Here is a 25,788-nt window from a genome sequence, read left to right on the forward strand (position 1 = left end):
ACCCCTTCGGCGAATGGCGCAGCGCCGCGATGAACGGCGCAAAGCTGCGGACAAGGAAGATCAAGGCCCCTGCAAGCGAGCATGAGATGGCGATGGGGATAATTTGTGCCGCGACGGTTTTCTGAAGATGGCTTTCGCTGACGGCCATTTTAGCGACCGAAATTGGGCGTCAAGCCAAGCTCTCGCTCCGACCCGAAGGAACGGTCGCTTTCGGGACGCGGTTTCGAAGGAGGTTAGGGCTTAGCTGAGGCGCGCAGCAGGCATATTATCTGCAACATGCGGATGATGAATACTCGAGCCTACTTCGCGCCTCACGGCGAAATCAGCAGATTTCAGCCGGCCCAGGCGACACTGTCTCAGTGTCCTACTGAAATCGATCACTTCAAATCTCGCAAATGCTGGCACGGAGAGCATTCAAATGAAATCAGAACTGCGATCTCAAACATCCTCCCTTTGAAGCGAGAACGTTTCTGCCCAAGCCATCTGGTTCAGGTGCGATTGCGTTTTCGGCTAGGCGTACTTCTGCCATGCACCAAGTGAATGCTGACCGCTGCAAGTTGGATGCGTTCCACGACGTAGTTAGGCAGGGGCTATATCGTAGCAAGCGCGACAATACCGCCTGCAAACAGCACAAGCACCGCCGCGCTGTCGAAGCCGATGCGCCCGATTGTCCGATTATTGCGTTCGAGCAGGCCGACCAGAAAAACGCCTGTCAGCAATGCTGCAAGGGAGCAGGCCGCGATCTCGAACGTCCCCGCCGCATTGAGCAGGGCGCCGTCGCGATAGGCGAGGTCGGCGACGAACAATATCTGGATGTTGAACAGGTTGGTCCCGAATATGTCGCCAATGGCCATCTGGTAGCGCCGGAGCCGGAGCGCTGCGAGCACCGAACTGAGTTCCGGAAGAGAGGTCGCGAAACCCACCAGAACAAAGCCGACTATCGAACTACCAAGCCCAGTCTTGTCGGCGAGCGCGCTGCCTGACATCGCGAGCGCCGCACCGCCGACCAGCACACCCAGCGCGGCGACGAAAGTCACGACCGCGAGCCGCGAATTTGAGAGCGAAGTTTCAGGAGTTTCGACCGCATCAACCCTCGGCAAATTGGTGATCTTCCAGTTTGGATTATCGACGAAGCGCCGCGAAATGCGCAGCGATTGCACGCAGCCGACCGCAAGGATCAGCGTAGCGAGGCCCGCCCCGAGCAGCGGAACCACCATGTCGCCGGTCGCGATCGCGAATGCCACCCCGGCAAGCAATATCATGCCGAGCGTTCCCTGCATCAGTGTCACGGGGCGCCCGGCAACCGAGGTCAAGGCGTCGCGGCCATATATGAAGTCGCCGATAGCAAGCAGCATGAGGTTCATTGACGCACTGCCAAGCAGGTCGTTGACGGTGAGGAGGGCATCGCCGCTCGCGGCGGCGGTGCCCGCCGTCGCTAATTCGGGCAAGGATGTGATACCGCCAAGCAGCAACATGCCGGCAAAGGCTTCGCCGATACCCGTCCGTCGGGCGATTGCTGCGACAAAATGGGTGACCTTCGTGCCCGCAAGCCAGACGAGACCGGCTGCCACCGCCATTATGGCGGCGAGCGAAGGTACCGACAGCGTGGCGAGATCGATCGGCAATTGCACCGCCCTTGTCTTGGCGGACCGGTTGTCGGCGTCCGCTTCGTTTAGAGCGCTTTCCAACGACCAATGTTCCGCCGAGCGGTCAAGGCTTCAAATCTTCAGGGAACCCACACCGCTCCCAATTGGTCCTTAAAGGAGTGGCAATCGCGAACGGAGGGGCGCCGCATGGGAAAACCCATCGTGCTGATCACCGGTGCGGCGGGCAATATCGGCTGCTCGCTGGCGCAGGCGCTCGCCCCCGACTATCGCATCGTTGGATTGGACCAGCCCGATGCGGCGACGGACTTCCCGTTGATCGCGATGGACATCACCGACCGCGCGTCGGTCGATGACGCCCTCGAGCAGTTCCGCAGTGAATTCGGCGGTCGAATAGCCAGCGTCATCCACCTCGTCGCCTATTTCGATTTCACCGGCGAGGACAATCCGCTCTATCGAAAGGTGAATGTCGAGGGCACGCGCCACCTGCTCCGCGCGCTGCAGGACTTCGACGTCGAGCAGTTCGTCTATGCGGGGACGATGCTCGTCCACGCGCCGACAAGCCCCGGACGCCCGATCGACGAGAGCCAACCGGTCGATCCGCGCTGGGCCTATCCTCAATCGAAGGCCGCCGCGGAAGAAGTGATCCGCGAGGAGCATGGCGCGATCTCTTATGTCCTGCTCCATCTCGCCGGCCTTTATGATAAAAAGACGTCGGTGCCGACGCTCGCGAACCAGATCGCGCGCATCTATGAACGCGATCTGCAAAGCTATCTCTATTCGGGATCGACGCTCACCGGCCAGGCGATGGTCCACCGCGACGACATGGTCGATGCCTTTCGCCGAACGGTCGAGCGCCGAACCGCCCTGCCCGACGATGCCGTGATCCTGATCGGCGAGGAACGCGCGGTCGGCTATGACGCGCTGCAGGACGAACTCGGCTATCTGTTCCACGGCAGCGCCGACTGGCCCACGATCCGCGTACCGAAGCCACTCGCCGCGGCGGGGGCTTGGGCGCAGGACAAGCTCGAGCCCGTCGTCCCCGACGCTATCGATCAGGGCGAGCGTCCCTTCATCCGGCCGTTCATGGTGCGGATGGCGGACGATCATTACGAACTCGACATCCGCCGCGCGCGCGAGTGGCTCGGGTGGGAACCGCGGCACCGGCTGAAACATGCTCTGCCTGCAATGGTCGCGGCACTGCAAGACGATCCCAAGGGCTGGTACGAGGCGAATGGGCTGACACCGCCGCCCTTCGTGCTCGAGGCCGATGAGATCGGGCGCGATCCCGAGGCGCTGCGGAGCGATGCCGAAGCGCGATACCGCGCCGAGCATGCCGAAAATCGCTGGGCCCATTTCGTCAATATCGCGCTCGGCTGCTGGCTGCTGTTCCAACCTCCACTGGTCGGGGTCAGCGAGCCGCTGCTCGCATGGAGCGAGGCGCTGCTGGGTGCGGGAGTCATGGTCTTCGCGACGTTGTCGCTATCGTGGCGGCTGGCATGGGCACGCTGGCCATGCGCCGCGCTCGGCGCGCTGGTGATGGCGGCCCCCTTCCTCTTCTGGACGAGCAACGGCGGGGCCTATCTGTCGGACACGCTCGTTGGAGCCCTCATTTTCGGATTTGCCGTTGGCGCAAAACCCGAATCCGGCCCGTCGATCGTTGCGCGTTCCAGCGGTCCCGTCGTGCCGCCGGGATGGAGCTACAACCCGTCGGAGTGGACGCAGCGGCTGCCGATCATCGCGCTCGCCGTCCTCGGCCTGATCGTCGCACGCTATCTTGCCGGCTATCAGCTCGGCACGATCGATGCCGTCTGGGAGCCTTTCTTCGCGGGCCGCGCCGACGACCCGCGCAACGGCACCGAGGAGATCATCACCAGCCATGTGTCCGAAGCCTGGCCGGTGTCGGACGGCGCGGTCGGCGCCTATACCTATATGCTAGAGATCGTGACCGGAATCGTCGGCTCGCAGCGACGCTGGCGCACCATGCCCTGGCTGGTGCTGCTTTTCGGGCTCATGATCGCTCCGCTCGGTATCACCTCGATCTTCTTCGTGATCATCCAGCCGATCTCGATCGGGACATGGAGCACGCTTGCGCTGATCGGCGCGGCGGCGATGCTGGTTCAGATTCCCTATTCGCTCGACGAGCTCCTCGCGACGCTCCAGTTCATGCGGCGGCGGAAGCGCGCGGGAAAAAGCATGCTGCGGGTCTTCCTGTTCGGCGACACCGACGAAGGCAAGGACGAAGCACCGGTGGACACGCTCGACGCCGGACCGGTTTCGGTGATGCGAGACATGTGGCTCGGCGGTGTCAACCTGCCATGGAACCTGGCGCTGTCGGGACTCATCGGCTTCGCATTGCTTTTCTCGCGCCTCACGATCGGCGCCGATCCCGATCTTGCGAATGCGCACCACCTTATCGGCTTCCTCGCGCTCACCGTTATATCGGTGGCCGCCGCCGAAGTCGCGCGGCCGGTTCGCTATCTCAACGCGCTGCTTGGCGCCGTGCTCGTCGCGGTTCCTTTTTTCTATCAGACCGACATGGCGGGATTCGCGGCCAGCGTGATCGGCGGACTGGCGCTCATCGGCCTCTGCTTCCGCCGCGGCCCGGTGCGGGGACGCTATGGCGCATGGGATCGGCTCATCGTCTGAAGCGCGTCAGTTGCCGAACAGCACCGGCAGAGCCTGCCAGACGATGCCGATCGTGCCGAGGCCGAGCGCGCCCAGCCCGAGGCGGTCGCGCCACGCATCGAAGGGATCGGACGAACTCTTGCGGATAAGCCGCCAACCAAGACCCGCCGCCAACGCCAGCGCGATCAAGGTTGCAGCGACGACGAGCAGGCGCGCCGCAGCCCCGGCACCGACGAATTCGCCGATTGCGTAGAGCAGCATGAAATGCGCGAACCAGAGGAGAAGTCCGCCCAAAATGATGAACCAGCTCCGCATCGTCAAAGCGCCGCGAACAGATGCGGGAAGAGCGCAGCCACAAATCCCTGAATGCCGGTGTAGGCGAGGAAAAGCACCGCAAGGTCGATCGTATTGTTTCGCGGGCCGCCCAGCAGTCCGGCCATCGCGCGCGCGGCACAATAAAGCGCGAGCATCCCGCCAATCGCCACCGAATTCGCCTGCAGCGCGTGCAGCATGAGCGCCGTGGCGCCCTGCCCGCTCATCGCGGGATCGAATCCCGCATCGAGCCAAGGGATAGCGCCCAGCCATAGCCCCGCCGCCGCAAGCGTTGCTGCAGCCAGCAAGGCCGCGACCGCCGCACCCGGCCCCTTACCGAGCATCGGCCGCGCAGCGATCGCTACCGCCACGGCCAGAATGTTCAGCGCCAGCGCCGGGATCGAAACCGAGAGCGGCAGGGGGGCGGTCCAGAAGCCCTGCTGGTTCGACCAGAGAAAGGCGTGGCTGAACAGCGCCATGATAAAGACCATGCCGAGTACGATCAGCAGGATGGTCATCGCCCACCAGCCGTGACTGCGCGGCCCTGTCACATAAGTCGGAATATGGATGCCGGCGCCGATATCGACGCTTTCGAGATCGACCCGGCGGTCGGTCTCCCAGAGCCAGCGGATGACCGATCCCACGGCAAGTATGCCGCTGGTCCAGGCGAAGCTGTAGGCCTGCACGGTAAGCGCCAGAAAGAAGCCCGCGGTGAAGACGGCGGCGGCGACCGGCCAGGCCGAAGGCCCGGGCATGATCTGGAGATATTGGGGCTCGGCGCGCAGCGGACTGGTGATGATCGTCTCGCGCAGACCGGTCGCCGAACGCGGCAGAAAATAGCGCCCCTTCGCTACATCGCCGGCAAGGCCGGGATCGTCCCAGAGCGGCTCGCGGCTTTTTACGAGCGGGATCGAGCGCGTCGAGTAGAGACCGGTCGGCAGCCACTCGAGCGTGCCGCCGTCATAGACATTGCCCGCATCGTCATCGACCGTGAAGCGGAAGTTACGCGCCAGGTCGTAGAGAAAGAGGAGGATCCCGAGCGCGAGCATGAAGGCGCCTGCGGTCGAGATCAGATTCGGCCATTCCCACCCCTGCCCCGGCAGATAGGTGTAGATACGGCGCGGCATGCCCATCAGGCCGGCGAGGTGCATCGGCATGAAGGCGACGTTCATCCCGACGAACATCAGGCCGAAAATCCATTTGGCGAGCCGCTCCGACAGGGCGCGCCGGCTTGTCATCGGGATCCAGTAGTAAAGCGCGGCGAAGAACGGAAAAACCATACCTCCGATGAGCACATAATGGAGGTGCGCGACGATGAAATAGCTGTCGTGGGCTTGCCAGTCGAAGGGGACGAGCGCGACCATCACGCCCGTCAGCCCGCCGGTCACGAAGACAACGACGCTGCCCATCGCGAACAGCCCCGGGGCATTGAAGCGCGGCTTCCCGATCGCGAGCGTCGCGATCCACGAAAAGACCTGGATGCCCGCGGGCACGCTGACCGCCATCGAGGCGGCGGAGAAGAAACCCGTCGTCATCGGCGGCATGCCCGTGGTGAACATATGATGCGCCCAGACGCCGAAACTGATGAAGCCCGTCGCGAGCATCGCCAGCACGATCAGGCGGTAGCCGACGATTTCGGTGCGCGCGATCGTGGGGATGATCATGCTCATCATTCCCGCCGCCGGAAGAAAGATGATGTAAACCTCGGGGTGGCCGAAGAACCAGAAGAGATGCTGCCAGAGCACAGGGTCGCCACCGCGGGTCGCGTCGAAAAAGGGCCATCCGAAGGCGCGCTCGATCTCGAGCAGCAGCGTCCCCAAAATCACGGCGGGAAAGGCGATCACGATCATCACCGCGAAGACAAGCATCGCCCAGGCGAATATCGGCATCTTGTCGAGCGTCATTCCGGGCGCGCGGGTCCGCAACACCCCGACAATGATTTCGATAGCGCCCGCGATTGCGCTGATCTCGATGAAGCCGATTCCGAGCAGCCAGAAATCGGTGTTGATCCCCGGCGAATAGGTCTTCGACGTATAGGGCGGATACATGAACCAGCCGCCATCGGGCGCGAGCCCTACGAACAAGGACGCGAAGAAGCATAAGCCGCCGACCGCATAGGCCCAGAAAGCATAGGCCGAGAGGCGCGGAAAAGGCAGGTCCCGCGCCGCGAGCATCTGCGGGAGGAGCAGAACCCCCGCTGCCTCGACCGCGGGAACGGCAAACAGGAACATCATCACCGTACCGTGCATGGTGAAGAACTGGTTGTAGGTCTCCTGCGGCAGGATATCGAGCAATGGCGCCGCCAGTTGCACGCGCATCACAAGCGCGAGCACCCCCGCGAGCAGGAAGAAGAGAAAGGCCGTCGCGAGATACCAGGTGCCGATATAATTATTGTTGACGACGGTCAGCCGCCGCCAACCCGAAGGGGCGTGCCAGACGCGGCGCAACGCCTCCTCTTCGCCGGCGGGGCGCGGCTCGGTCGTCGGAAATCGGTCGTATTGCGCGGGATCGAATCCCGTTTCCGACTTCATTTGAGGCTGACCATATAGGCGGTGAGAGCGCGAAGCTCCTCGCCGGTGAACTGGTGATAGGCGGGCATCCGGTTACGGGGCTTGATCGCCTGAGCGTCGGCGATCCATCCTGCCATGGTGCCGGGATTGTTGGGCAAGATACCTGCGCCGAGGGTTTGCCGGGAACCGACATGCGTGAGGTCGGGTCCGGCAAGGCCATTGGCCGCCGTGCCGCGGATCGTATGACAAGCCGCGCACCCGCTCGAAAGGAAAAGCGCCCGCCCTTCCCCGCCAGGTGCAACCGCGGGCCGGCGCGACGCGCGCCAGCGCTCGAAGTCCCCGCGCGCATGCGCGACGACGACGAACCCCATGAGCGCATGGGGCCCGCCGCAATATTCGGCGCATTGCCCCTTATAGACGCCCGGCTGCTTCGCCTCGATAAGCAAGCGGTTGGTACGGCCGGGGATCATGTCCATCTTGCCGCCGAGCCGCGGCACCCAGAAGCTGTGGATGACATCGGCGGCTTCGAGTTCGAGCAGCACAGGCTGTCCGACGGGGATGTGCAGCTCGTTGGCGTCGCGCAGCACCTCTCGGCCGTCGTCGTCGAGATAATGAACGCGCCACCACCACATCTCTCCTATGACCTTCACCCGCATCGCATCGGAGGGAATGCGCATTGCCGAGAGCGAAGAGGTCAGCACGAGACCCCAGACGAGCAGTCCCGTCAGGACGACCGATGGAAAAGCGAAGCCGAAAATCCAGATCGCCTTCTCGCCGCCCAGCCGAATTTTGAGCTTCTGCGAGCCGAACAGGGCGATACCGAGCGCCATCAGCACGACCAAGAAAACGGCCAGGCCGCCAAGAAGCAAGGCCCAGGCCAATGTCGTCACCGGCTCCGAATAGGGACCAGCCGGGTCGAGCACCGCGGGCGGCCATCCCGGCGACAGCGATGAGCCGGCACTACTCACGCAGGCTTCCGAGCCAGGCGGCGATGTCATCGGCGTCGGTATCGCTCATCGGGATTGCCGGCATTGCGCTTGTCGGGACGATCGCCGGGGCGTCGCGCAAAAATTTGGCGAGCAGTGGCGGTTCGTTGGGAACGGCGCCCGCGATCAACGCGCGTTCGCCAAAGTGTTCGAGCGGCGGGCCGACCTTGCCTTTCGGCCAGTTGACCCCCGGCATGTCATGGCAAGCCCCGCAGCCGAGGCGCCTCGCCGCAGCTTCGCCGCGAACGATCTGGTCATCGGCGGCCACCGGAGATTCGATGGGTGCGGCGTCGCAGGCCGCGAGCGATAGTAAAGTCACGACCGCCGCGCCCCCTTTCTGAATCCAGCTTTCAATCGCCCAAGGCACGACAAGGGAACCACCTCGCGGCGAAATTGGTTCCCCAGATGTGCGCGCCGCCTCCCTTCTGCTTTTGGTCTCGCTAATGGGATGCGACGCGCCTCCCTACCGCGATCGCTTCCGCGCCAACGGCGAGACGGTCGCGTTCAGCGGCGGCGACGGCGGCGCAGCGGCAGCCTGTTTCACCTGCCATGGCCTTGCGGGGGAAGGTGACGGCAAGAACAGCCCGCGCCTCGCCGGACTGGACGCGGGCTATCTTCACCGACAACTCGACGATTATGCGAATGGGCGGCGGGATCACGCGGCCATGCGGACAATTGCACTGAAGCTGAGCGATGGCGACCGGTCGCGAGTGGCAAACTATTATGCCGCGCTTCCTTCCCCCCTGGCGCCGGCGCGAGCGGCCGATGCGGCGGGCGGGCGCCTCTATCGCGAGGGCGACGCGGCTCGCGGTCTTCCATCCTGCGCGAGTTGCCATGGCGGCCGAGGCGAAGGCGATGCCGCCAATCCCCCGCTCGCTGGACAACCAGCTCATTACCTCGAAGCGCAGCTCATCGCCTGGCGGACGGCAAAGCGCAAAAACGACCCGCTTGGCGAGATGCGCGAAATCAGCCGGCGGCTTTCGGCGCGCGAGGCGCGCGCGGTTTCGATCTATGCCTCGGGCCTCGGGGCGGGCCGCCATCAAGGTCAGGCAACATTCCGCGAAGCACGTCGTGCCGATCCCAGAAATGATGCTTCAGCGCCGCCCCCACATGCGCCGGGATCAGCGCAACCAGCAAGATGATCATCAGGGCGTGAATACCCTCCGCCCAGTCGAGGATCCACCACTGAACCCGGGGCGCCAGTGTCTCGAACGGCATATAGGGCCAAGGAATGAGCCCCGCGACGCGCAGTTCCTCGCCCTTTACCGTCGACCACATCGCCCAGCCGCTCAGCGGCAGCAGGAAGAAGCAGATATAGAACAGGATATGCGTCACATAGGCGGCGGCGGTCTGCCAGCCAAGACGGTCGGCATCGTTGATCGGCCCCGGAATGAACAGCCGCCATGTACCGCGCAGGACCGCGAGAACGAACATGAGGAGGCCGAGTTCGGCATGGGTGCGGAAGGCGTCGAGCTTTTCCCCGCCTGCGGGGATGCGGCTCATGTACCAGCCCCATCCGAGCTGGAACAGGATCAGGCTCGCCATCACCCAATGAAATATCTGTCCGACCGGCGAGTAGCGGCGATCGTCGGCATAGCGCGCGGCCCAGGCCTGGAGGCGCTCGATCATCGCGCCCGCGCTGTCGCAGGCGCGAGCAGTCCCCATGCTCTCCAGAGCGCCGCGGCGAGATAGAAGAGCGCCGCGGGCGCCCACATGATCAGCCCGGCGAGTTGCTGGTCCTCGATCGGTGCCAGGCCCCAGGCTTGGGTCGAGACATAGTGCGGTGGGTAGAGCGGGAAGGATGCGAATGTGATAAGCGCGCCGAGCAGCCCCATTTGCACCATCATGACAAGAAGCAGACCGATCGCCATCGGCGCCGTGGCCGCTCGCAGGCTGCTCCAGAAGAGAAAGGCGCTCGCCAGCAAGCTGAGCTGCATCGCCCAATAAAGGCCATCGTTCGCCAGCGCCGAGGCATAAGGTGCGGGCGCGTGCCAGAACCAGAACAGGAGAATATGAAGCGCTGCCCATATGGCGGGGCGATCAGGCGCCGGAAGCCCTCGCCAGCCAGAGGCCAGCAGCGGCGCGGCCATCGCGGTCAGCGCGACATGATGAGCGACGCGAACCGAGAAGAGCGCGGACGACAGCGCACAGAGCGGTGAAACGAAAAGGAGAAGCAGCACTCCCATTCCCGCCCAAAAGGTCGTTGCGGCATCTGTTCGCCGGCCGGCCCAGAGCCCGACGAAGAGCAACACCGACAAAAGCAGCGGATCGAAGTTCCAGCGCGCCAGCCATTCGGCCGGCGCCGGCGCAGCGCCGCAATAGGGTAACCATTTTTGCACCGACGTGCGCCCTTTCCGGAAATTCCAACGTGCCCGCCTCGATCAGGGTTCCGCGCTCCGCGAAACCAATTGCGCCGAAGCGCATTGTTCCAGAGGGGGCTGCAACAGGCCGGAGACGATTTTTGGCGACCCACCCCGATCGCAGCGACAGCCGCATTCATCCACTGCATGGCTTGCTGCTCGCCTTCCCGGTCGCGCTGTTCAGCTCGGCCCTGCTTCTCGACATCACCTATTTGAACACCGCCGAGATGCAGTGGAGCAATTTCTCGGCGTGGGCGATCACCGGCGCGCTCGTCGTCGGAGCGCCGGTTCTGCTCTGGGCCACGATCGCCTTCATCCGTCGGCGCCGTACCCTCTACCGGGCACGTTTTCTCGCCTATCTCCTGCTCGTCCTGACCATGTGGGTCGCGGGTCTCGTCAATGCCTTCAAACACAGCCAGGATGCCTGGAGCTCGGTCGGCACGACCGGCCTTCTCCTGTCGATCGTCTCGACCATCGCCGCGCTCGCAGCAGGCTGCATTGCGTACAGCCGCGGGAGGAATGCTGCATGAGCCGCGCCTCGATCCTTGCCACATCGCTCGCCCTCGTCAGCCTCGCGGCTTGCGGCAGCGGCGGCGAAAAACTCGACCAGACAGGGGCCAACCCGAAGCTCCCGGCACTCGACGAAACGCTCGTCCCGCCAATGAAGATCGCGCGGCCGCAAGGATGGGATGGCGAACGACCGACCGTTCCGGCGGGCTTCACGATCACGCCGGTCGCGGCCGATCTCGAGATTCCGCGCCAGATCCTCGTTCTGCCCAACGGCGACATTCTCGTCGCCGAAGGATCGGGCGGGCATGCACCGAAGCTGCGGCCCAAGGATGTCATCGCGGGCTATATCAAGAGCCTCGGCAAGAGCAGCGTGAAGGGTGGCGACCGGATCACCCTTCTCCGCGATGCGAACAATGACGGCAATCCCGAGCTTCGCACCACCTTTATCAAGGACCTCGACGCGCCCTATGGCCTCGCGCTTGTCGGCAACAGTCTTTACGTCGCCAATCAGGGCGCCTTGCTGCGCTTCCCGTATCGCGAGGGGGTCACCAGCATCGCCGGCAAGGGCGAAGAGGTGACCAAGCTGCCGTCCGCGGTCAATCACCACTGGACCAAGTCGCTCGCCGCCAGTCCCGACGGGACGAAGCTCTATGTCGGCATCGGTTCCAACAGCAATGTCGGCGAACGCGGGATGAGTGTCGAAGAAAACCGCGCGGTGATCTGGGAAGTCGATGCCGCCTCGGGCGCAAGCCGCGTCTATGTTTCGGGCATCCGCAATCCGACCGCCCTCGCCTTCGAGCCGGCGAGCAATCAGCTCTGGGCCGTGGTCAACGAACGCGACGAACTCGGCGCCGAACTCGTCCCCGACTATCTGACCTCGGTGCGCGAGGGCTCCTTCTACGGCTGGCCCTACAGCTATTGGGGCAAGAATATCGACCCGCGCGTCCGCCCGCAAAAACCCGACCTCGTCAAGACCGCGATCGCGCCCGATTATGCGCTCGGCTCGCACGTCGCCCCGCTCGGGCTGAGCTTTGCAACGGGAGAGGGGTTCCCAGGCTATGAGCGAGGCGCCTTTGTCGGCGAGCATGGCAGCTGGAACCGCCAGACGCTCGCGGGATACAAGGTCAGCTTCGTCCCCTTCGCGGACGGGCGCCCCTCGGGAAAGCCGCGCGATTTCGTGACCGGTTTCATCAAGGACGGAAAAGCGCGTGGTCGTCCCGTCGGCGTAACCTTCGACCCCGCGCGCAGCGCGCTCTGGATCGCCGACGATCTCTCGAACACCGTCTGGCGGGTCACCGGCCCGCGCCCGCTTACACTGCGCTCGCCGTTGGCGAGCGACGAGATCATCGACTGATCAGGCCGCCTGTTCGGGTTCGAACCGTATCACGCGCCAGACATAGACGAGCACCAGGGCGCCAATGATCGCGGTGCTGACGGGCCCCATATATTTTTCCACACCCTCGAAGCGCGCACCGAGCAGATAGCCGGCTGCAGCGAGAGCGCCGGTCCATATCCCGGCGCCGATCGCAGTGAGAAAGAGGAAGCGGGGAAGCGGCATGGCGAAAACACCTGCCGGGATCGATATCAGGGTGCGCAGCCCCGGTATCAGATGTGCAAGCGGCACCGCCCAGGTGCCATGACGACAGAACCATTTTTCGAGTTTCTCGATATCGCGCCCGCTGAGGGTGATCCAGCGCCCGTGCCGGTCGGCCCAGCGGCGGAGGCGCTTGTCGCCGATACTGCGCGCGATGCCGTACCAGAAAAGCGCCCCGAGCATGGTGCCCGCGAGACCCGCCAGCACCACGAGCGCGATATGATATTTGCCATCGGCCGCCCCGAAGCCGGCGAGCGGCATGATCACCTCCGACGGGATCGGTGGAAAGAGATTTTCGAGGAACATCAGAAAGATGATGCCGAGATAGCCCATCTGTTCGACAAGATCGGTCACCCAGTCGGTCATCATCTTCCTCCATGCACCTACGCCATCGACGAAAGAACCATCCGCGGCGTTCGCCGTTCCAACGCGCCCGGCCGATGCCTTGTTGCCGGACCGCGACATACCGCGGCGGCGGGGGAACTTGCCCCGATGCCATGCGTCGGTTGGGTGGGACGGGGGGTTGCTGAAACTCCCCGGCAACCTGCCCGCCACTTCAACTATAGGAGATGGATCATGGACAGGTTCGAAGACCGCACCCCGCTCTGGGACTATAGCGACAACAGCAGCCCCGACACCGGCGCCTCGCCTCGAGGCTACAATCGCAGCCGCGCCGAGGACGCCTCGCGCGCTTATGTGGCGATCGAGGAAGACGGGCGCGAGCAGCGCCGCCCGCGCCGTCCCTATCGCGAGCAGGGCTATCGCCGCGACAATTGGGAGGACGAGCGCGCCGGCGACTACCGCCGCCCGGTCCGCAGCATCGAGCGCTCGGACTGGCCGCGCTATGAACGCACGTCCCGGAGAGAAGATTATTACGACGCGGCGGCCGAGGCGCGGGGCGAGCGGCGTCCAGGCGGAGGCGGCTATTGGCCCAGCGAGTTCGGCTACCCGCCGTCGGGTGGGTACTCGCCTTACGGAAATTATCCGCAATCGCGCCGTCCCGATTACGATCCCGACGAGCGCGGATTTCTCGACCGCGCCGGAGACGAGTTGCTCTCCTGGTTTGGAGACCGTGATGCGCGCCGTCGCCGCGAGCTCGACCATCGCGGGCGCGGCCCGAAAGGCTATATTCGTTCCGACGAGCGGATCCGCGAGGATGTCAACGACCGGCTCACCGAGGATGTCTGGATCGACGCTTCGGAGATCGAGGTGAGCGTCGCCGACGGCGAAGTCACGCTGGCGGGAACCGTCGAGGATCGTCGGTCGAAACGGCGCGCCGAGGACCTCGCCGACGACGTCACCGGGGTCAAGCATGTGCAAAATAATCTGCGCTATTCGACCGGCGTTGTAAGTCCGAAACTCAGCTGAACCAAATGAGCAAGATTGGGTCGCGCCGACGTGCGCGGCCCTTTTGCCAGCTGTTCAGCTTCGCGACACGCTTCCTTGGCCGAGATCATCGCGATGCCGGTTACCACGAACCTTTCCTGGGACGCGCTCGCCCTATATGACATGGGCGGCGCGCCCATCCTCATCCTGTTGTTCAACATTCCCTACGTCGGCCGCGCACTGCGCGCGCTCTTCTCCTTCGCCATTCTCGCTTTCGCGATCTTCCTTGTCCTCCAGCAGGCTCCCTTGGACCCCGGCCTCTCCCGGGTCACTGCCGCGCTCGACATCGAGCGCCAGCAAGTCAGCGGCGAAGAATTACGCATCCCGATGGCCGCGACGGGCATTTCTGGGTCGATGCCACGACCGGGGCCACGAAGATCCGCATGCTGGTGACAGCGGAGCCAGCGTGACTGCGCTCTCGGCGAGCACCGCGCGGCGCGCAGCTATCGAACCCGACCCGACCCTTGTCCCGATTCTTATGAAAACCGCGAACGGCACCGTCCGCGCCGATTCGGGCACGATCGAACACAGGGCCATCGGGCCGATGCATGCGAAAAACTTCAAAGCGGCGATCTCGCCGGCGAGCGGCGATACCGACCGCTGGGGAATAATTTCCTGTCGAGCCTCAAGTCCGGGCGCGTCGAAGATCGCACGCTCATCCTCTTACCTGAGAAGAACAGCTCCGCCGTGTAGCGGCGAAGTATCGCGGTCAACGCGAGACGAGCCAACCGCAGAATTCCACCCCTGTCGGGGCCAAATTCGACGGTCAGGCGCTGGCCCCCGGATTACCACCGAAGGGTGTTGACCGCGGACGCGCCCATTTCCGGTTTATACGATGGAGAATATGGAGTTCCGCGGCTGCCTGATCCCAAATGATCGCCTGCTCCATATCGCCGATAGCGCGCGCTGCTGCAGCATGGGCTACCGCGAAATCCTCGGCGCCCTCGCCCCTGCTGTCCTCGGCCTCGAGCATCGCCGCCCAGACATCTTCGGAGATCACGACCCACTCTCCCCGCTGCCGAAATGGCCCGCTACTTGTACAACAGAGGGTAAAATCTCGACTTAACCCATGTTGGATCAATCGCCTCTGCGACACGCCATAAGGCTAGGCGGCATGATCCCATGTCCGGATGCGGAACCCATCGTCGCCTTTCGATGTTCTGAGCGCATGCGTCACCCAATTTTCTGGAATGGATTTGGCAGAGACGATGCCCATGTCGGTGCGCTGGATGGGTGACGACCCCGTCATGACGCGGGACGATCCGCTCGGTATCTTCATCCGCAAGCTACTCAGTCACAGCCGGCTCTCGGCGGACGACCAGGAGGCCCTTCGGTCGCTTCCCTTCCAATTTCGCCGCTTCGATCCCAATGACCATATCCTGCGCGAAGGCGACAAAGCCAAGATTTGTCCGGTTCTTCTCCAAGGCTATGCGTATCGGCAGAAGACCTCTGCCGATGGCGGCCGGCAGATTGTCGCGCTCAAAATCCCCGGCGATGCGCTCGATTTCCAGTCGCTCTACGTCGAGACCGCCGATCATAACCTGCAAGCGCTCAGTCAGGTCGAAGTCGCGATGTTCGCGATCAAGGATTTCGAGAGGCTGGTCGCCGCGCGCCCCAATCTCGCCCGCGCGGTGATCGTCGACATCTTGATCGAGGCTTCGATCGGCCGCGAATGGTTGCTCAATATCGGCCGCCGCAACGCGCTCGCCCGGCTCGCGCACCTGCTCTGCGAAATATTCTGTCGCGTCCGGCAAATCTCGGGCGAGGATATCGGCGGGCTCGAAGTCCCGCTGACCCAGGAGCAGCTTGCCGATCTTCTGGGCCTCACGCCGGTTCATATCAATCGGACGATCAAGATTCTCGAGCAAGCCGGCGCGGTCCGGCGCATCTCGCGGCGCCTCACGATCGGCGAGCTTGCGACGCTCGAGAAAATGGCCGATTTTTCGGACCTTTATCTGCATCGAAACAGCGTCTCGGCGGTTTAGCAGAGACGCGAACAGCGAAGAGGAGACCAGCCGCGATGCCGCGCTACTTCTTCCATCTCTGCGATGGCACCGAGGAAATCGACGAGCAGGGCCATGAGCTGCCCGACGACGATGCTGCCCGGCTTGAGGCCATTCGCTATGGCGGCGGTCTCATCCAGGACGACCCCGCGCTGTTGCTCACGGATCAGAATTTGAGGATCAATGTCACCGACGAGGAGCGGAAGCTTCGCTTCGCGATCGTCATGCTGGCGGTCGATGCCGGATGGCAGCCCCAACAAGGGGGCCCCGGCTAATGAGGTTGGGGCGCAGCCGATGACGCCTCGCTGGCCTTCCATCCTATGGATCGTGCGCCATGGCCAAAGCGCCGGCAATGTAGCGCGCGATGCAGCCGATGCCGCTGGCGATCTCCGCATCGGGCTCGACCACCGCGATGTCGATGTGCCGTTGTCGAAGCTCGGAGAAGAGCAGTCGAGAGCGCTCGGCGAGTGGTTCGCGAGCGGCGAGGAGGACGGGCGTCCCGAAGTCATGCTCGCCTCCCCCTATTTGCGCGCGTTGCAGACCGCCGAAATCTTTCGGGGAGCCGGCGGATGCGCGCCGGAAGAGAAAATCTGCGTCGACGAGCGTTTGCGCGAAAAGGAGTTCGGGATCCTCGACGGGCTGACGCGGGCAGGCATCGAAGCGTCGCAGCCCGAGCAGGCTCGATATCGCGCGCTGCTCGGCAAATTCTATCACCGCCCACCGGGCGGCGAGAGCTGGTGTGACGTGATCCTGCGCCTGCGCTCGCTGCTCGACACCGTGTCGCTCCATTATGGCGGCCGCCGCGTGATGATCGTCGCGCATCAGGTCGTCGTGCTGTGCCTGCGCACCATCATCGAAAATCTGGGCGAGAAAGAAATCCTCGCGATCGACCGGCAAGGCGATGTCGCCAATTGCGCGATCACCGAATATCGCTTCGATCCCGACGGGGGCCGCGACGGCAACCTCGTCCTTGCGCGCTATAATGTGACCGCGCCGATGGCGGGCGAGATCCCCGTGACGGACGAGCCCGATGCGATGGTCGCCGCGCGTGGCTGAGCCCGCCGCGCTCGATTCCGCCTGGCTGAAGGCGAACCCGCTCCCCGACCATCACGACAATATCGACAAGAACGGCCGCGGCCGTCTTCTGATCGTCGGCGGTTCGCGGCGCGTGCCCGGCGGCATGCTGCTCACCGCCGAAGCCGCCTTCCGCGCGGGCGCCGGAAAAGTGACGATCGCGACCATCGCCTCGGCAGCAATTCCGGTCGGCGTCGCCATCCCGGCCTGTGCCGTCGTCGAGCTCCCCGAAACGGAGACCGGCGAGATCTCACCAGACAGCGCCGCGCTCATCGTCGCGGAAATGGCAGGTCACGACGCGATCGTCTTCGGACCCGCTATGATCGACGAAGCGGGCGTGCGCACGCTTCTCGCCGATCTTCTCCCGCAGCTACCGCGCGACATCTTCCTCCTCCTCGATGCGTTCGCCCTCCGCGCCGCCGCCGATCATGTCGATGCAATCAAGTCGCGCGGCGCGCATGTGGTTCTCACCCCCCATGAGGGCGAGCTTGCCGCCATGCTCGATATCGAGCGCGCGGCGGTTGCGGCCGATCCATTGGCGGCGCTCGAACAGGCCGCCTCGACCTTCGACTGCGCGGTGATGGTGAAGGGGTCGACCAGCCATCTCATCGCGGGCGATACTTGCCTTGCCTATGCCGGCGGCGGTCTTGGGCTCGCGGTCAGCGGTTCGGGAGATGTTCTCGCCGGTCTGATCGCCGGCCTCGGCGCGCGGGGCCTTGACCCGCTCGAAGCGTCGGCGTGGGGCATCTGGCTACATGGCGAAGCGGGCCGCCGCCTTTCCGAGACGATGGGACCGATCGGCTATTTCGCGCGCGAATTATCGCCGCTCGTTCCGGGCCTCATGCGCGGGGCCTCATGACAAACGAAAGGCTCCGCCTGGTGGGGCGGAGCCTTTCGGGCCTCTGCGGGCGGGAGCCGCGAGCAAGAGTCCCCCTGACACTCGCCCGTGGGTCGCGTACGAACGATTGCCCGCGCCTTTGCTACACCGGCACCGACCGACCCGACACAACCTTTGTTAAGTCGCGCCCTTGGCAAAAACCGGACCGCGGCGATGCCACGGTCCGGCCAAAAGCGCGCGAGGAAACGCGGCTTTTGTTCAGCGGTTCTGACGGTCGTCGCCGTCTTCGCGGTCGGCCTGCTGGCGGTCGCCTTGGTCCCGGCCGGGCTGGCGGCGCTGGCCGTCCTGTTGTTCCTGCTGGCGGTCCTGACCCGGTGCCTGGCCAGGGTTTTGATTGGGTTGGCTGCCTTGCTGGTTCTGAGCCATTTCTACATCCTCTCATGATGAAACTTGCTGGGGGGCAAGCGATCTCGAGACGCAGCGTCACGGCGCTTTGTTCCGCCAAAAAAGCACCCACTTAATCCATGTTGTGCACTTTGCGAAAATTGCTCCCGCGCAAGGCAATGGCGTGGAACTCCCGGCCCAACGACCGGTTGCTTTCATGCCATGTCAATGGAGGAAGAAATGAGCATCAAAGGCGAAGCCAAGGAAGCGGCCGGCTATGTGAAGGAAGAAGCCTATGAAAATGGCGACTCCCCCGAAAGCCGCCGTAAGGCCCAAGAAGGCCGCGATCTTCGCAACGAGGGCCGGATCGAAGACGGCAAGCCGCCGAAGACCACCACCCCCGGCACCGAGAACTGACCACCCTACCCCTCCGGGGCGCCGCCAGGCACCCCGATCCTGGGCCCGCTCCGGCGGGCCTTTTTTGTTGCGCTTCACCCCGGCGCGCAGACAAAAAAAAAGCGGCCGAGGGCCGCACTTGGGTAGGGGTGCCGACATCAGAGGGGGGGCGAGGCCGGCACCCCGCTCAAGGATCGCCGGGAGGCCGGCCATCCTGAAACCTTCGTCCCTGGACTAGGGCAGGGTGCGGCGCCCGCCGCGCCCAAAGAGGAAACCGACGACGAACAGCACTGCGGCGATCACGAGAAGGATTTTCGCAAAATCTGCCGACAAGCCGGCGATGCCGCCAAAGCCCAGAAGCGCTGCAACGAGCGCGATGACCGCAAAAATGATAGCGTAGCGGAACATGTCATTCTCCCTTTCAAGCGCAAGTTTCCGCTCGCCGGAACGCCGTCCCGGGCCCCGGCCTCGTCGGCCGTAGCATCATCCTGCGAGGATGAGCTTCCAACGCCAGTGTCCGGACAAAGTTCCCGCCCTGTTCGAGGCAACGCGTTCCCTTCTTGCACGTTGTCGAACGGGGGCCTCGCCGACCGGAGTCCCAATGGCGCGCTTCCTTCTTTTCCTCATGACCATCCTCGCAGCCGCCGCGGCGACCCTGTCGCTCCAGTCTTGCAAGACGCCGCCGCCCGAGCCCGAGCCGGTCGGCCCGACCACCGATCTCATCATTCTCCCCGACGGTGCGACCATGATCGCGCGCAGCGGCAGTCCCGAGCGCGCTCTTGCCGAATGGATCGGCAGGCGCGAGGGTGAAGAAACTGTCGTCGCTCTTTCGGACGCGATGTTCAGTCCGGATCGCACCGCGCTTTCGCCGGCAGCCCTGGGCCGCACGGCGCGGTTCGCCGACATTCTGAAGGCGGCGCCCGACACGCGGATCGAACTGCGCGCCGACGAAACCGGCGGTCTTGCTGCGCGCCGCGCGGAGCAGCTCGGCCGGTTTCTGGAAGAGCGCGGTATAGTTAAGGCGCGGATCAGCCTCGCAGGCGGCGATCATGAGCCGCCGCAAAGCAACGGCCTCGAGCTGGTCGTACGGCGCCATCCGGCATCCGAACCCGCCCTTGCTCCCCGGCCCAAGCCCTAACTTTCGCGTGCGAGCCCCGATCCCCGGTTCTCGGGCACCCGATCCCTAAGCGAGATCTCCGGCACGTAACGGCAGCCGTATCACCGCACGCGTACCCGCTCCGCCGGAACCATTCGCACCATAGGAAAGGACCGCCTTGTGCGTGCGCCCAAGCGCCTCGATCAGGCGCGTTCCGAGACCCGTTCCCTTGACCGCGCCATTGGCGGGCATGCCGACCCCGTCATCCTCGACCGCAAGCTCGAGGAGGCCATCATCCTGCTGCCGGAGAATGATGCGGATGGTCCCGCTCTCGGCATCCCCATAGGCATATTTGCAGGCGTTGTTCACCCACTCATTGGTAATCATGCCGAGCGCGACCGCCTTGTCCGTGCACAGCTTCACCGGGTCCGCGGCGACCTCGATATCGCGGCGTGCCGATCCATTCGACCAGCTCGCGCCGAGATCGGAAGCGAGGCCCGAAAGATAATCGTCCATCGCGACATATTCGACGTCGTCGGTTGTATAGAGTCGGCGATTGACCTCCGCGATCGTCGCGATCCGCGCCTGCGTCTTCTGCAACGTCTCGCGCGCGGCACTGTCCCCGAGGGTCTTCGCCTGAAGCGCTATGAAGGACATCACCATCTGCAGATTGTTCGCGACCCGGTGATTGACCTCTTTCAGCAGGGCCTCGAGCCGCGCATTGCTGGCTCGAAGCTCCTCTTCGGCGCGCTCGCGCTCGCGCCGCAGTTCGGCACGCTCGAGCACCGCCCCAAAGCTGTTCGCAAGCAGGTCGAAGAAATCTTCGCCCACCGACTTCACCACATAATCATCGGCGCCCGATTTTAACGCCGCGACCGCGATGCGGCTTTCCTCGGATCCGGTGACATAGACGATCGGCGGGCAATCCGGCAGCGCGCGCAGCGCCTCCAGCGTCGCGAGTCCGTCCTGCCCCGGCATATAGTGGTCGACAGCGATAAGGTCGAAACAGCCTTCCTGCGTCATCGCGACGCCCTCGGGGCCGTTCGCCGCCAGGCTGACTTCGAAACCCTTGCGGGTGAGCGCACGCGAAACGAGGCGCCTTATGCCGTCATCGTCGTCGATATAAAGAATGTGGGGCAAGCAAGCCTCAGGCGGGATCGGGATCGGGGACCTGGATCACCGACAGGAAGAGACCGAGCTGGCGGATCGCATCGGCGAAATTCTCGTAATTCACCGGCTTGGTGATATAGACGTTGCAGCCGAGGTCATAGCAGCGTTGGATTTCGACCTTGTCGTCGGTCGTCGTCAGCACGACCACCGGTGTGCGACGCAGCGGACTGTCGTCGGCCTTGATCTTGGCGAGAATATCGGTCCCGCTCATGTCGGGGAGGTTGAGGTCGAGGAGGATCAGCGCCGGGCCGTTGCGCACCGGACCGTCCTCGGCATCGTAAAGAAATGCGAGAGCCGAGGTCCCGTCCATGAAATGATGGATGGTGTTCGAGATGCCGGCGCGCCGAATATTTTTCTCGATGAGGCGCGCATGGCCCTCGTCGTCCTCGATCATCACGATATTGACGGGCTGCTGGTCAGGCATCTTCTTCTCCGCTTTGCCATTCGACAGGCAGGATCAACCGGAAGGTGGATCCTGCACCCAATTCCGATCGGACTTCGATAAAGCCGCCGAGGCGATATGCGAGCGCCCTTGCGTGCGCAAGCCCGATCCCCTCGCCCGGCTGATCCTGTGCGCCCGAGCGCCGAAACAGATCGAAGATGCGCTCATGATCGCGGGGCTCGATACCGCGGCCATTGTCGGCAACCGAAACCCAGGCACGGCCATGCTCGCTGCCGCCCGCCACTTCGATCGATCCGGGCCGACCGGGCTGCAAATATTTGAGGGCATTTTCGATGAGGTTCGAAAGGATTTGCTCGACCGCGACACGATCGTTGACGATCCTGGGGAGCTCGCCGACACGTAATGCGGTTCCGGTTTCGTCGATGCGGTGCTGCAGGCTGGCGACGACGCCCGCGACGAGTTCGCCAAGATCGAGCGGCTCGGGTGCGAGTGTTCGGCGCCCCTGCCGCGACAGGTTGAGGATGGCGTTGATCAGCCGGTCCATCTTCTGCGTGGAGGAGCGGATGAAGCCGATCGCTTCGGGCAGGTCTTCCTCGATTGCCAGCCGCGTCGTGGTATCGGGTGCAGTCCAGCCGCTCTCGTCGCTCTTCGCGACATAGCCAGCGATCGCCTGGCGCGCCGTTTCGAGTTCGGCGGTAAAGCCCATGACGTTGACAAGCGGCGAGCGGAGGTCGTGGCTGACGATATATGCAAAGCGCTGAATCTCGGCGTTGGCCCGCTTGAGTTCACCCGTGCGCGCATCGACAAGCTGCTCGAGCCCCTCGTTGAGATATCGAAGCTCGGCTCGCGAGGCACGAAGCTCGGCAAGATTGCGGCGAACCAGCCACAAGGTCGCTATTGCCACCGAAAGAATGAGGAGCCCCGTTGCGACAAACACCGCGCCGAACAGGCGCCGCGTATCGCGCTGCTGCGCCTCGCGGGAGCGAAGGAGACCGACTTCCTCGGCCACCATCGTTTCGACGATTCGCCGCATTTCTCGGATCCGAAGCACCGCTGGATCGTCCATGAAACCCGAGATCATTTCGCTGCGGGCGGCGCCCGACAGCGCAAGCGCCTTCTGCCGGTAGTCCGCATAATCGTCCATCAGCACGCGGAGCCTCGACACGCGCTCGCGCTGCTCGGGATTGTCGGCGACAAGCCCCTCGAGTTCGGCGAGCCTCGTCCGCGCGGTCGCTTCGGTGTCGTCGATGAGGCGCGCAAATGCCGCGCTGCCGGTCAGCAGCTGGCCGCGCCGCGCCGTCTCCATGCGCTCGATCGCGCTTGCAAAGGCGCCGAGGCTTGCCTCGACCGAAAGCGTATGCGCAACAAGCTCGGCGTCCGCCTCATTCTGGCGCTGCACCCAAAAGGCGGTGGCGGCCGCCGCGATGAGCGCAGCAAAGCCGAGAGCGAGCATCGCGAAGATCAGCCTGTTGGCGCGCGCGTCGCGCCCAAGCGCCCCGATTCTGGCCGATTCCATAACCCCCTCTTCCCGGCAGCCAACCGTATCGGACCGCGTGCCGGTCATGGCAAGCGCGGCGCCGGGCCGCAAGGCCCGCGCCGCGCAAGCGACATCGTCGCAAGCGGCATCCTTTTCAGACTTCGGGTCGTTTGAGCAAGAACCTAAGTTAAGAGGATGAAGACCGCATATGAATGAGGGGTTCGCCGCTGCACGGCCAATCTTGGTGCTCTCACGGAGAGGACAGGAGAGTCTAAGCCGCGGCAGCGCCTTCGGGGGGGCGGGGCGTTGAATCTGATCGCCCCGGAGCTGTTGTGGCCCATAGCGGGCTCGATCCTTGCCGGTGCCGCCATCGGCGCCGAGCGCGAATATCGCGCAAGCCCGGCTGGTCTTCGGACTCATATTCTTGTCGCACTTTCCTGCTGCCTACTCATGCTGTCTGCGGTGCACCAGATGGCCTGGCTAAACGATGCCCCGCTCGAGGTGATCCGCATCGATCCGGTGCGCATGGCGCACGGAATCTTGACGGGCATCGGCTTTCTGTGCGGCGGCGTCATCTTTCGCGAGGGGTTCAACGTGCGCGGCCTAACGACCGCCGCCTCGCTGTGGACGACCGCGACGCTCGGCATGCTCTTCGGCATCGGTTTCTATGAACTCGCGATTTTCGGCGGCGGCGCCACCCTTCTCGTCCTCGCCGCGGTCGCGGTGACGGAACGCTGGGCGCCGCAGCGGCGCATCGCGCATATCAAGCTGACGCTGCGCCGCGACGCGCCGGTAACGCTCGCGGCGTTTGAAGCCATGCTGACGCGGCACCGACTGAAGGCGATCACGATGGACCAGCGGCTGGAGGGCGATGCGCGCGGCTTCGGCGCTATCGTCGATGGCTATAGCGAAGAGCGGGCGCAGGCGCTCGGATCGGAATGGACCGCCGACGAGGCGGTCACCGCCTTCGCCATCCGGCCCCAGCAGGCGTGATGCCCGTCGCCGCTCACCCTCCATTGCGCGCCGGCCTGGCGATCGCGGCGCACATCGCCGAATGCTCGAGCGCAGCATGAGCCGGAGCGCGGTCCAGCATATCAAGACGAACGTCGTGCTTTACGGGGCATTGTTTGCGAATCTCGGCATAGCGGTCGCGAAATTCATCGCCGCTGCAATCAGCGGTTCGTCCTCGATGCTTTCCGAAGGCGTTCACTCGCTCGTCGACAGCGGCAACCAGGTTCTTCTGCTCTACGGACAGGCCAAATCGGCAAAGCCGCCCGATGGCAAACACCCCTTCGGATATGGCCGCGAACTTTATTTCTGGGCTTTTGTCGTCGCCATCCTGATATTCGCGATCGGTGCGGGCGTGTCGCTCTACGAGGGCGTCGCGCATATCCGGCGGCCCGAGCCGCTCCGCGATCCCACCATCAATTATGTCGTGCTTGGCATCGCCTTCTTCCTCGAAGGAGCGTCCTGGTTCATCGCGGTCCGCGAGTTCGATCGGCGCCGCGGCGGTCAGAGCTGGTGGAAGGCGGTTCGCCGCTCGAAGGATCCGGCTGGATTTATCGTGCTCTTCGAGGATAGCGCGGCGCTGGCCGGCCTCGTCATCGCCGCCATCGGCGTCTACGCCAGCCACGCCGTTGGCGATCCAAGGATCGATGGCGCGGCTTCGATCGCTATCGGACTGGTGCTCGCTGCGGTTGCGGTCCTGCTGGCGCGCGAGGCAAAGGGCCTCCTCATCGGCGAAAGCGCGGACCCCGAACTGACCGCGCAGATTTGGGAGATCGTCGAAGCGAGACCCGAGATCAGTTGGGTCAACCATGTCCGGACGATCCATACGGCCCCGGAGGCGATCTTCGTGGCGGTCAGCGCCGATTTCGTCGACAGCCTCACCCTGGGCGAAGGCGAAACCCTCATCGAGGAGATCGAGGCATCGCTTCGCGCGGCCATCCCGTCGCTGAGTTCGATCTACATCCGCCCCGAGAAGCGTGCCGATGCTCTCGTACATTCGCCGCCGCAGGCACTCGGGACTCGATAAGGCTGGAAGGAAACCCCCACATTTTCCGCGATCGGGGTTAATGCAGCTGTCTCGGGCACTGATCGCCCGCCAAGCGGCAGCGTGACCAGCGCCTGCCCCCCACCCTATCGGCTCGGGACCTCATTGGCGGGCGGCGGCACCGCATTGGACGAATAACAGCCAAGCCGCTCGATGCGCTCACGGCATTCTGCGATCCGGCCGTCGAGCGCTGCGGTCGCGGCGGCGGCGGAGTTGCCGTCGAGCGAAAGAATTCCATCCTCGAGGTCGGCGCGCAGGTCGCTCAAGAAAGCGAGTTGCTTGCGAGTGTCGTCGAGAAAGCGATCCATCACGCGCATGGTCGCCCCCGCGGGGAACCGAGGCCGCGCGAGGAGGCCCTAGTCATAATCGCCGGGAGCCTTGCCCTGGCTCGCCTTGCTTGCGGCATCCTCTTCGGCGCGGCGGATCCGTGTCGCTTCCTCGGTTCGCTCCTTTTCGGCGCGGCTACGCCGATTGTTCAACATCGCCCAGATCAAGACCAGCGCGAGCAGGATCGGTCCGACGATCGTCATGAGAGTCCATTCCATCATCTTCTCCTGTGGTGGCATTCTTGCAACCGCCAGGAAGCGCAAAGGCTGCATGCCAGATGGCAACCGGGACCGAGGCACGGGATCCAGGGCACGGAACTCTCACGCGCCGCACCGGTTACTCGAACGGGAAAGAAGGAGACGGATCATGCCCCGCGGCGACAAGTCCAGCTATACCGACAAGCAGAAGCGCAAGGCCGAGCATATCGAGGAAGGCTATGAAAAGCGCGGCGTGAGCAAGAAAGAGGCCGAGAGCCGCGCCTGGGCCACGGTGAACAAGGAATCGGGCGGCGGCAACAAGTCGGGCTCGGGCCGCGGCAAGAAGGATACACATGAGTCCTCGCGCAAGGGCGGCCGCAAGGGCGGATCGAGCCAGAGTCACGCCGATCGCTCGGCCGCCGCGAAGAAGGGCTGGGAGACGCGCCGGCGCCGGAACAAGGACTGAGCGCAAGGAGGACG

General features: G+C 64.2%; 31 protein-coding genes and 1 pseudogene. 15 read left to right on the forward strand and 17 right to left on the reverse strand.

The features are described 5' to 3' along the window. Positions 1 to 590: 590 nt before the first annotated feature. Entirely contained in the window at positions 591 to 1,631 is a 1,041-nt protein-coding gene (locus tag E5675_RS15415) for a sodium:calcium antiporter (RefSeq protein WP_247594639.1), read from the reverse strand. A gap of 162 nt (positions 1,632 to 1,793) precedes the next feature. On the opposite strand from E5675_RS15415, the gene E5675_RS15420 reads away from it, so the two are divergent. Further along, positions 1,794 to 4,253, forward strand: coding sequence for an NAD-dependent epimerase/dehydratase family protein (locus tag E5675_RS15420; RefSeq protein ID WP_136175304.1), 2,460 nt, complete (start codon positions 1,794 to 1,796; stop codon positions 4,251 to 4,253). Between the two features lie 6 nt (positions 4,254 to 4,259). On the opposite strand, the gene E5675_RS15425 is transcribed toward E5675_RS15420, so the two are convergent. The 7 genes from E5675_RS15425 to E5675_RS15455 all read right to left on the reverse strand — a co-directional run bounded on the left by E5675_RS15425 (position 4,260) and on the right by E5675_RS15455 (position 10,379). Then, the gene (locus E5675_RS15425) at positions 4,260 to 4,547 is read right to left on the reverse strand and encodes a hypothetical protein (RefSeq protein WP_136175305.1); all 288 of its coding nucleotides are present in this window, start codon (positions 4,545 to 4,547) and stop codon (positions 4,260 to 4,262) included. A gap of 2 nt (positions 4,548 to 4,549) precedes the next feature. After that, positions 4,550 to 7,075 carry a cbb3-type cytochrome c oxidase subunit I gene (locus tag E5675_RS15430; RefSeq protein ID WP_136175306.1) on the reverse strand — a complete coding sequence of 842 codons (2,526 nt, stop codon included), beginning with the start codon at positions 7,073 to 7,075 and terminating at the stop codon, positions 4,550 to 4,552. Then, entirely contained in the window at positions 7,072 to 8,022 is a 951-nt protein-coding gene (gene coxB, locus E5675_RS15435) for a cytochrome c oxidase subunit II (protein WP_348769805.1), read from the reverse strand. Before coxB ends, E5675_RS15430 begins: the two co-directional genes overlap by 4 nt. Next, on the reverse strand, positions 8,015 to 8,308 hold the full coding sequence (locus E5675_RS21525; RefSeq protein WP_168707885.1) for a c-type cytochrome: 294 nt from the start codon (positions 8,306 to 8,308) through the stop codon (positions 8,015 to 8,017). Before E5675_RS21525 ends, coxB begins: the two co-directional genes overlap by 8 nt. Before the next feature lie 172 nt (positions 8,309 to 8,480). Then, positions 8,481 to 9,080, reverse strand: coding sequence for a hypothetical protein (locus E5675_RS21775; RefSeq protein WP_247594912.1), 600 nt, complete (start codon positions 9,078 to 9,080; stop codon positions 8,481 to 8,483). Further along, the gene (locus E5675_RS15450) at positions 9,007 to 9,669 is read right to left on the reverse strand and encodes a cytochrome b (RefSeq protein WP_247594640.1); all 663 of its coding nucleotides are present in this window, start codon (positions 9,667 to 9,669) and stop codon (positions 9,007 to 9,009) included. The genes E5675_RS21775 and E5675_RS15450 overlap by 74 nt, the downstream gene beginning before the upstream one ends. Continuing rightward, entirely contained in the window at positions 9,666 to 10,379 is a 714-nt protein-coding gene (locus E5675_RS15455; RefSeq protein WP_136175310.1) for a cytochrome c oxidase assembly protein, read from the reverse strand. The genes E5675_RS15450 and E5675_RS15455 overlap by 4 nt, the downstream gene beginning before the upstream one ends. 122 nt (positions 10,380 to 10,501) lie before the next feature. Here E5675_RS15455 and E5675_RS15460 point away from each other — a divergent pair, with 122 nt between their 5' ends. Together E5675_RS15460 and E5675_RS15465 are read left to right on the forward strand one after the other, a co-directional pair. Next, complete coding sequence (locus E5675_RS15460; RefSeq protein ID WP_136175311.1) at positions 10,502 to 10,930, forward strand: DUF2231 domain-containing protein; 429 nt, start codon at positions 10,502 to 10,504, stop codon at positions 10,928 to 10,930. Next, positions 10,927 to 12,264, forward strand: coding sequence for a sorbosone dehydrogenase family protein (locus tag E5675_RS15465; protein WP_136175312.1), 1,338 nt, complete (start codon positions 10,927 to 10,929; stop codon positions 12,262 to 12,264). The genes E5675_RS15460 and E5675_RS15465 overlap by 4 nt, the downstream gene beginning before the upstream one ends. Here the strand turns inward: E5675_RS15465 and E5675_RS15470 are convergent, their stop codons facing one another. Beyond that, complete coding sequence (locus E5675_RS15470; RefSeq protein WP_348769806.1) at positions 12,265 to 12,873, reverse strand: DedA family protein; 609 nt, start codon at positions 12,871 to 12,873, stop codon at positions 12,265 to 12,267. Between the two features lie 624 nt (positions 12,874 to 13,497). On the opposite strand from E5675_RS15470, the pseudogene E5675_RS21780 reads away from it, so the two are divergent. From E5675_RS21780 to E5675_RS21790, 3 genes and pseudogenes are all read left to right on the forward strand, one after another. After that, positions 13,498 to 13,842 (forward strand): annotated as a pseudogene (locus E5675_RS21780) (BON domain-containing protein); the annotation flags it as partial. Between the two features lie 105 nt (positions 13,843 to 13,947). Beyond that, entirely contained in the window at positions 13,948 to 14,283 is a 336-nt protein-coding gene (locus E5675_RS21785) for a hypothetical protein (RefSeq protein ID WP_247594641.1), read from the forward strand. Between the two features lie 13 nt (positions 14,284 to 14,296). Beyond that, entirely contained in the window at positions 14,297 to 14,695 is a 399-nt protein-coding gene (locus E5675_RS21790) for a retropepsin-like aspartic protease (protein WP_247594642.1), read from the forward strand. Here E5675_RS21790 and E5675_RS15485 read toward each other — a convergent pair. After that, entirely contained in the window at positions 14,657 to 14,890 is a 234-nt protein-coding gene (locus tag E5675_RS15485) for a hypothetical protein (protein ID WP_136175314.1), read from the reverse strand. The two genes, E5675_RS21790 and E5675_RS15485, sit on opposite strands and share 39 nt — an antisense overlap. A 214-nt stretch (positions 14,891 to 15,104) precedes the next feature. Here E5675_RS15485 and E5675_RS15490 point away from each other — a divergent pair, with 214 nt between their 5' ends. From E5675_RS15490 to E5675_RS15505, 4 genes are read left to right on the forward strand one after another with little or no spacing between them, the layout of a single operon-like run. Further along, positions 15,105 to 15,875, forward strand: coding sequence for a Crp/Fnr family transcriptional regulator (locus tag E5675_RS15490; protein ID WP_168707886.1), 771 nt, complete (start codon positions 15,105 to 15,107; stop codon positions 15,873 to 15,875). Between the two features lie 35 nt (positions 15,876 to 15,910). After that, positions 15,911 to 16,168, forward strand: coding sequence for a hypothetical protein (locus E5675_RS15495; protein WP_136175316.1), 258 nt, complete (start codon positions 15,911 to 15,913; stop codon positions 16,166 to 16,168). Positions 16,169 to 16,187: 19 nt separating this feature from the next. Next, on the forward strand, positions 16,188 to 16,949 hold the full coding sequence (locus tag E5675_RS15500) for a histidine phosphatase family protein (protein WP_136175317.1): 762 nt from the start codon (positions 16,188 to 16,190) through the stop codon (positions 16,947 to 16,949). Further along, on the forward strand, positions 16,942 to 17,826 hold the full coding sequence (locus E5675_RS15505; RefSeq protein ID WP_247594643.1) for an NAD(P)H-hydrate dehydratase: 885 nt from the start codon (positions 16,942 to 16,944) through the stop codon (positions 17,824 to 17,826). Before E5675_RS15500 ends, E5675_RS15505 begins: the two co-directional genes overlap by 8 nt. Before the next feature lie 237 nt (positions 17,827 to 18,063). Here the strand turns inward: E5675_RS15505 and E5675_RS21530 are convergent, their stop codons facing one another. Then, a complete protein-coding gene (locus E5675_RS21530) occupies positions 18,064 to 18,231 on the reverse strand; it encodes a hypothetical protein (RefSeq protein ID WP_168707887.1) in 168 nt (55 codons plus the stop codon). Between the two features lie 198 nt (positions 18,232 to 18,429). Between E5675_RS21530 and E5675_RS21535 the strand changes: the two genes are divergently transcribed. Beyond that, on the forward strand, positions 18,430 to 18,606 hold the full coding sequence (locus E5675_RS21535; protein WP_168707888.1) for a hypothetical protein: 177 nt from the start codon (positions 18,430 to 18,432) through the stop codon (positions 18,604 to 18,606). A 213-nt stretch (positions 18,607 to 18,819) separates the two neighbouring features. Here E5675_RS21535 and E5675_RS15510 read toward each other — a convergent pair whose 3' ends face one another. Continuing rightward, entirely contained in the window at positions 18,820 to 18,993 is a 174-nt protein-coding gene (locus tag E5675_RS15510; protein WP_136175319.1) for a DUF1328 domain-containing protein, read from the reverse strand. A gap of 193 nt (positions 18,994 to 19,186) precedes the next feature. Here E5675_RS15510 and E5675_RS15515 point away from each other — a divergent pair, with 193 nt between their 5' ends. Beyond that, positions 19,187 to 19,723 (forward strand): hypothetical protein, encoded by a 537-nt coding sequence (locus E5675_RS15515; protein WP_168707889.1) that lies wholly within the window; start codon positions 19,187 to 19,189, stop codon positions 19,721 to 19,723. Between the two features lie 45 nt (positions 19,724 to 19,768). Here E5675_RS15515 and E5675_RS15520 read toward each other — a convergent pair whose 3' ends face one another. Genes E5675_RS15520 through E5675_RS15530 form a run of 3 tightly spaced genes read right to left on the reverse strand, consistent with a single transcriptional unit; the run spans position 19,769 to position 23,151 of the window. Next, positions 19,769 to 20,821, reverse strand: coding sequence for a response regulator (locus tag E5675_RS15520; RefSeq protein WP_247594644.1), 1,053 nt, complete (start codon positions 20,819 to 20,821; stop codon positions 19,769 to 19,771). 7 nt (positions 20,822 to 20,828) lie between these two features. Further along, complete coding sequence (locus tag E5675_RS15525; RefSeq protein ID WP_136175322.1) at positions 20,829 to 21,275, reverse strand: response regulator; 447 nt, start codon at positions 21,273 to 21,275, stop codon at positions 20,829 to 20,831. Beyond that, entirely contained in the window at positions 21,268 to 23,151 is a 1,884-nt protein-coding gene (locus E5675_RS15530) for a sensor histidine kinase (RefSeq protein WP_247594645.1), read from the reverse strand. The genes E5675_RS15525 and E5675_RS15530 overlap by 8 nt, the downstream gene beginning before the upstream one ends. On the opposite strand from E5675_RS15530, the gene E5675_RS15535 reads away from it, so the two are divergent. Both E5675_RS15535 and E5675_RS15540 read left to right on the forward strand, forming a co-directional pair. Next, positions 23,062 to 23,724 (forward strand): MgtC/SapB family protein, encoded by a 663-nt coding sequence (locus E5675_RS15535; protein WP_247594646.1) that lies wholly within the window; start codon positions 23,062 to 23,064, stop codon positions 23,722 to 23,724. The two genes, E5675_RS15530 and E5675_RS15535, sit on opposite strands and share 90 nt — an antisense overlap. 76 nt (positions 23,725 to 23,800) lie before the next feature. After that, a complete protein-coding gene (locus tag E5675_RS15540) occupies positions 23,801 to 24,766 on the forward strand; it encodes a cation diffusion facilitator family transporter (protein ID WP_136175325.1) in 966 nt (321 codons plus the stop codon). Between the two features lie 104 nt (positions 24,767 to 24,870). Here E5675_RS15540 and E5675_RS15545 read toward each other — a convergent pair whose 3' ends face one another. Continuing rightward, positions 24,871 to 25,095: a hypothetical protein gene (locus tag E5675_RS15545; protein WP_136175326.1), complete on the reverse strand. Its 225-nt coding sequence runs from the start codon at positions 25,093 to 25,095 to the stop codon at positions 24,871 to 24,873. Between the two features lie 45 nt (positions 25,096 to 25,140). Continuing rightward, positions 25,141 to 25,332, reverse strand: a complete 192-nt coding sequence (locus E5675_RS15550) for a hypothetical protein (RefSeq protein WP_136175327.1) — start codon at positions 25,330 to 25,332, stop codon at positions 25,141 to 25,143. A gap of 145 nt (positions 25,333 to 25,477) precedes the next feature. Here E5675_RS15550 and E5675_RS15555 point away from each other — a divergent pair, with 145 nt between their 5' ends. After that, the gene (locus E5675_RS15555; RefSeq protein ID WP_136175328.1) at positions 25,478 to 25,774 is read left to right on the forward strand and encodes a plasmid stabilization protein; all 297 of its coding nucleotides are present in this window, start codon (positions 25,478 to 25,480) and stop codon (positions 25,772 to 25,774) included. Positions 25,775 to 25,788 lie beyond the last annotated feature (14 nt).

Origin of the sequence: Sphingopyxis sp. PAMC25046, from assembly GCF_004795895.1 — a bacterium.
Classification (GTDB): domain Bacteria; phylum Pseudomonadota; class Alphaproteobacteria; order Sphingomonadales; family Sphingomonadaceae; genus Sphingopyxis.

Coding starts and splice junctions, on each gene's coding strand:
- E5675_RS15555 (WP_136175328.1), top strand. CDS start 25,478: ATGCCCCGCGGCGACAAGTCCAGCTATACCGACAAGCAGAAGCGCAAG.
- E5675_RS15550 (WP_136175327.1), bottom strand. CDS start 25,332: ATGATGGAATGGACTCTCATGACGATCGTCGGACCGATCCTGCTCGCG.
- E5675_RS15540 (WP_136175325.1), top strand. CDS start 23,801: ATGAGCCGGAGCGCGGTCCAGCATATCAAGACGAACGTCGTGCTTTAC.
- E5675_RS15430 (WP_136175306.1), bottom strand. CDS start 7,075: ATGAAGTCGGAAACGGGATTCGATCCCGCGCAATACGACCGATTTCCG.
- E5675_RS15470 (WP_348769806.1), bottom strand. CDS start 12,873: ATGATGACCGACTGGGTGACCGATCTTGTCGAACAGATGGGCTATCTC.
- E5675_RS15420 (WP_136175304.1), top strand. CDS start 1,794: ATGGGAAAACCCATCGTGCTGATCACCGGTGCGGCGGGCAATATCGGC.
- E5675_RS15510 (WP_136175319.1), bottom strand. CDS start 18,993: ATGTTCCGCTACGCTATCATTTTTGCGGTCATCGCGCTCGTTGCAGCG.
- E5675_RS21775 (WP_247594912.1), bottom strand. CDS start 9,080: ATGGCGGCCCGCCCCGAGGCCCGAGGCATAGATCGAAACCGCGCGCGC.
- E5675_RS15515 (WP_168707889.1), top strand. CDS start 19,187: ATGGCGCGCTTCCTTCTTTTCCTCATGACCATCCTCGCAGCCGCCGCG.
- E5675_RS21535 (WP_168707888.1), top strand. CDS start 18,430: ATGAGCATCAAAGGCGAAGCCAAGGAAGCGGCCGGCTATGTGAAGGAA.
- E5675_RS15530 (WP_247594645.1), bottom strand. CDS start 23,151: ATGAGTCCGAAGACCAGCCGGGCTTGCGCGATATTCGCGCTCGGCGCC.
- E5675_RS15425 (WP_136175305.1), bottom strand. CDS start 4,547: ATGCGGAGCTGGTTCATCATTTTGGGCGGACTTCTCCTCTGGTTCGCG.
- E5675_RS15500 (WP_136175317.1), top strand. CDS start 16,188: ATGACGCCTCGCTGGCCTTCCATCCTATGGATCGTGCGCCATGGCCAA.
- E5675_RS15465 (WP_136175312.1), top strand. CDS start 10,927: ATGAGCCGCGCCTCGATCCTTGCCACATCGCTCGCCCTCGTCAGCCTC.
- E5675_RS15525 (WP_136175322.1), bottom strand. CDS start 21,275: ATGCCTGACCAGCAGCCCGTCAATATCGTGATGATCGAGGACGACGAG.
- E5675_RS15450 (WP_247594640.1), bottom strand. CDS start 9,669: ATGATCGAGCGCCTCCAGGCCTGGGCCGCGCGCTATGCCGACGATCGC.
- E5675_RS15495 (WP_136175316.1), top strand. CDS start 15,911: ATGCCGCGCTACTTCTTCCATCTCTGCGATGGCACCGAGGAAATCGAC.
- E5675_RS21530 (WP_168707887.1), bottom strand. CDS start 18,231: ATGGCTCAGAACCAGCAAGGCAGCCAACCCAATCAAAACCCTGGCCAG.
- E5675_RS15490 (WP_168707886.1), top strand. CDS start 15,105: ATGTCGGTGCGCTGGATGGGTGACGACCCCGTCATGACGCGGGACGAT.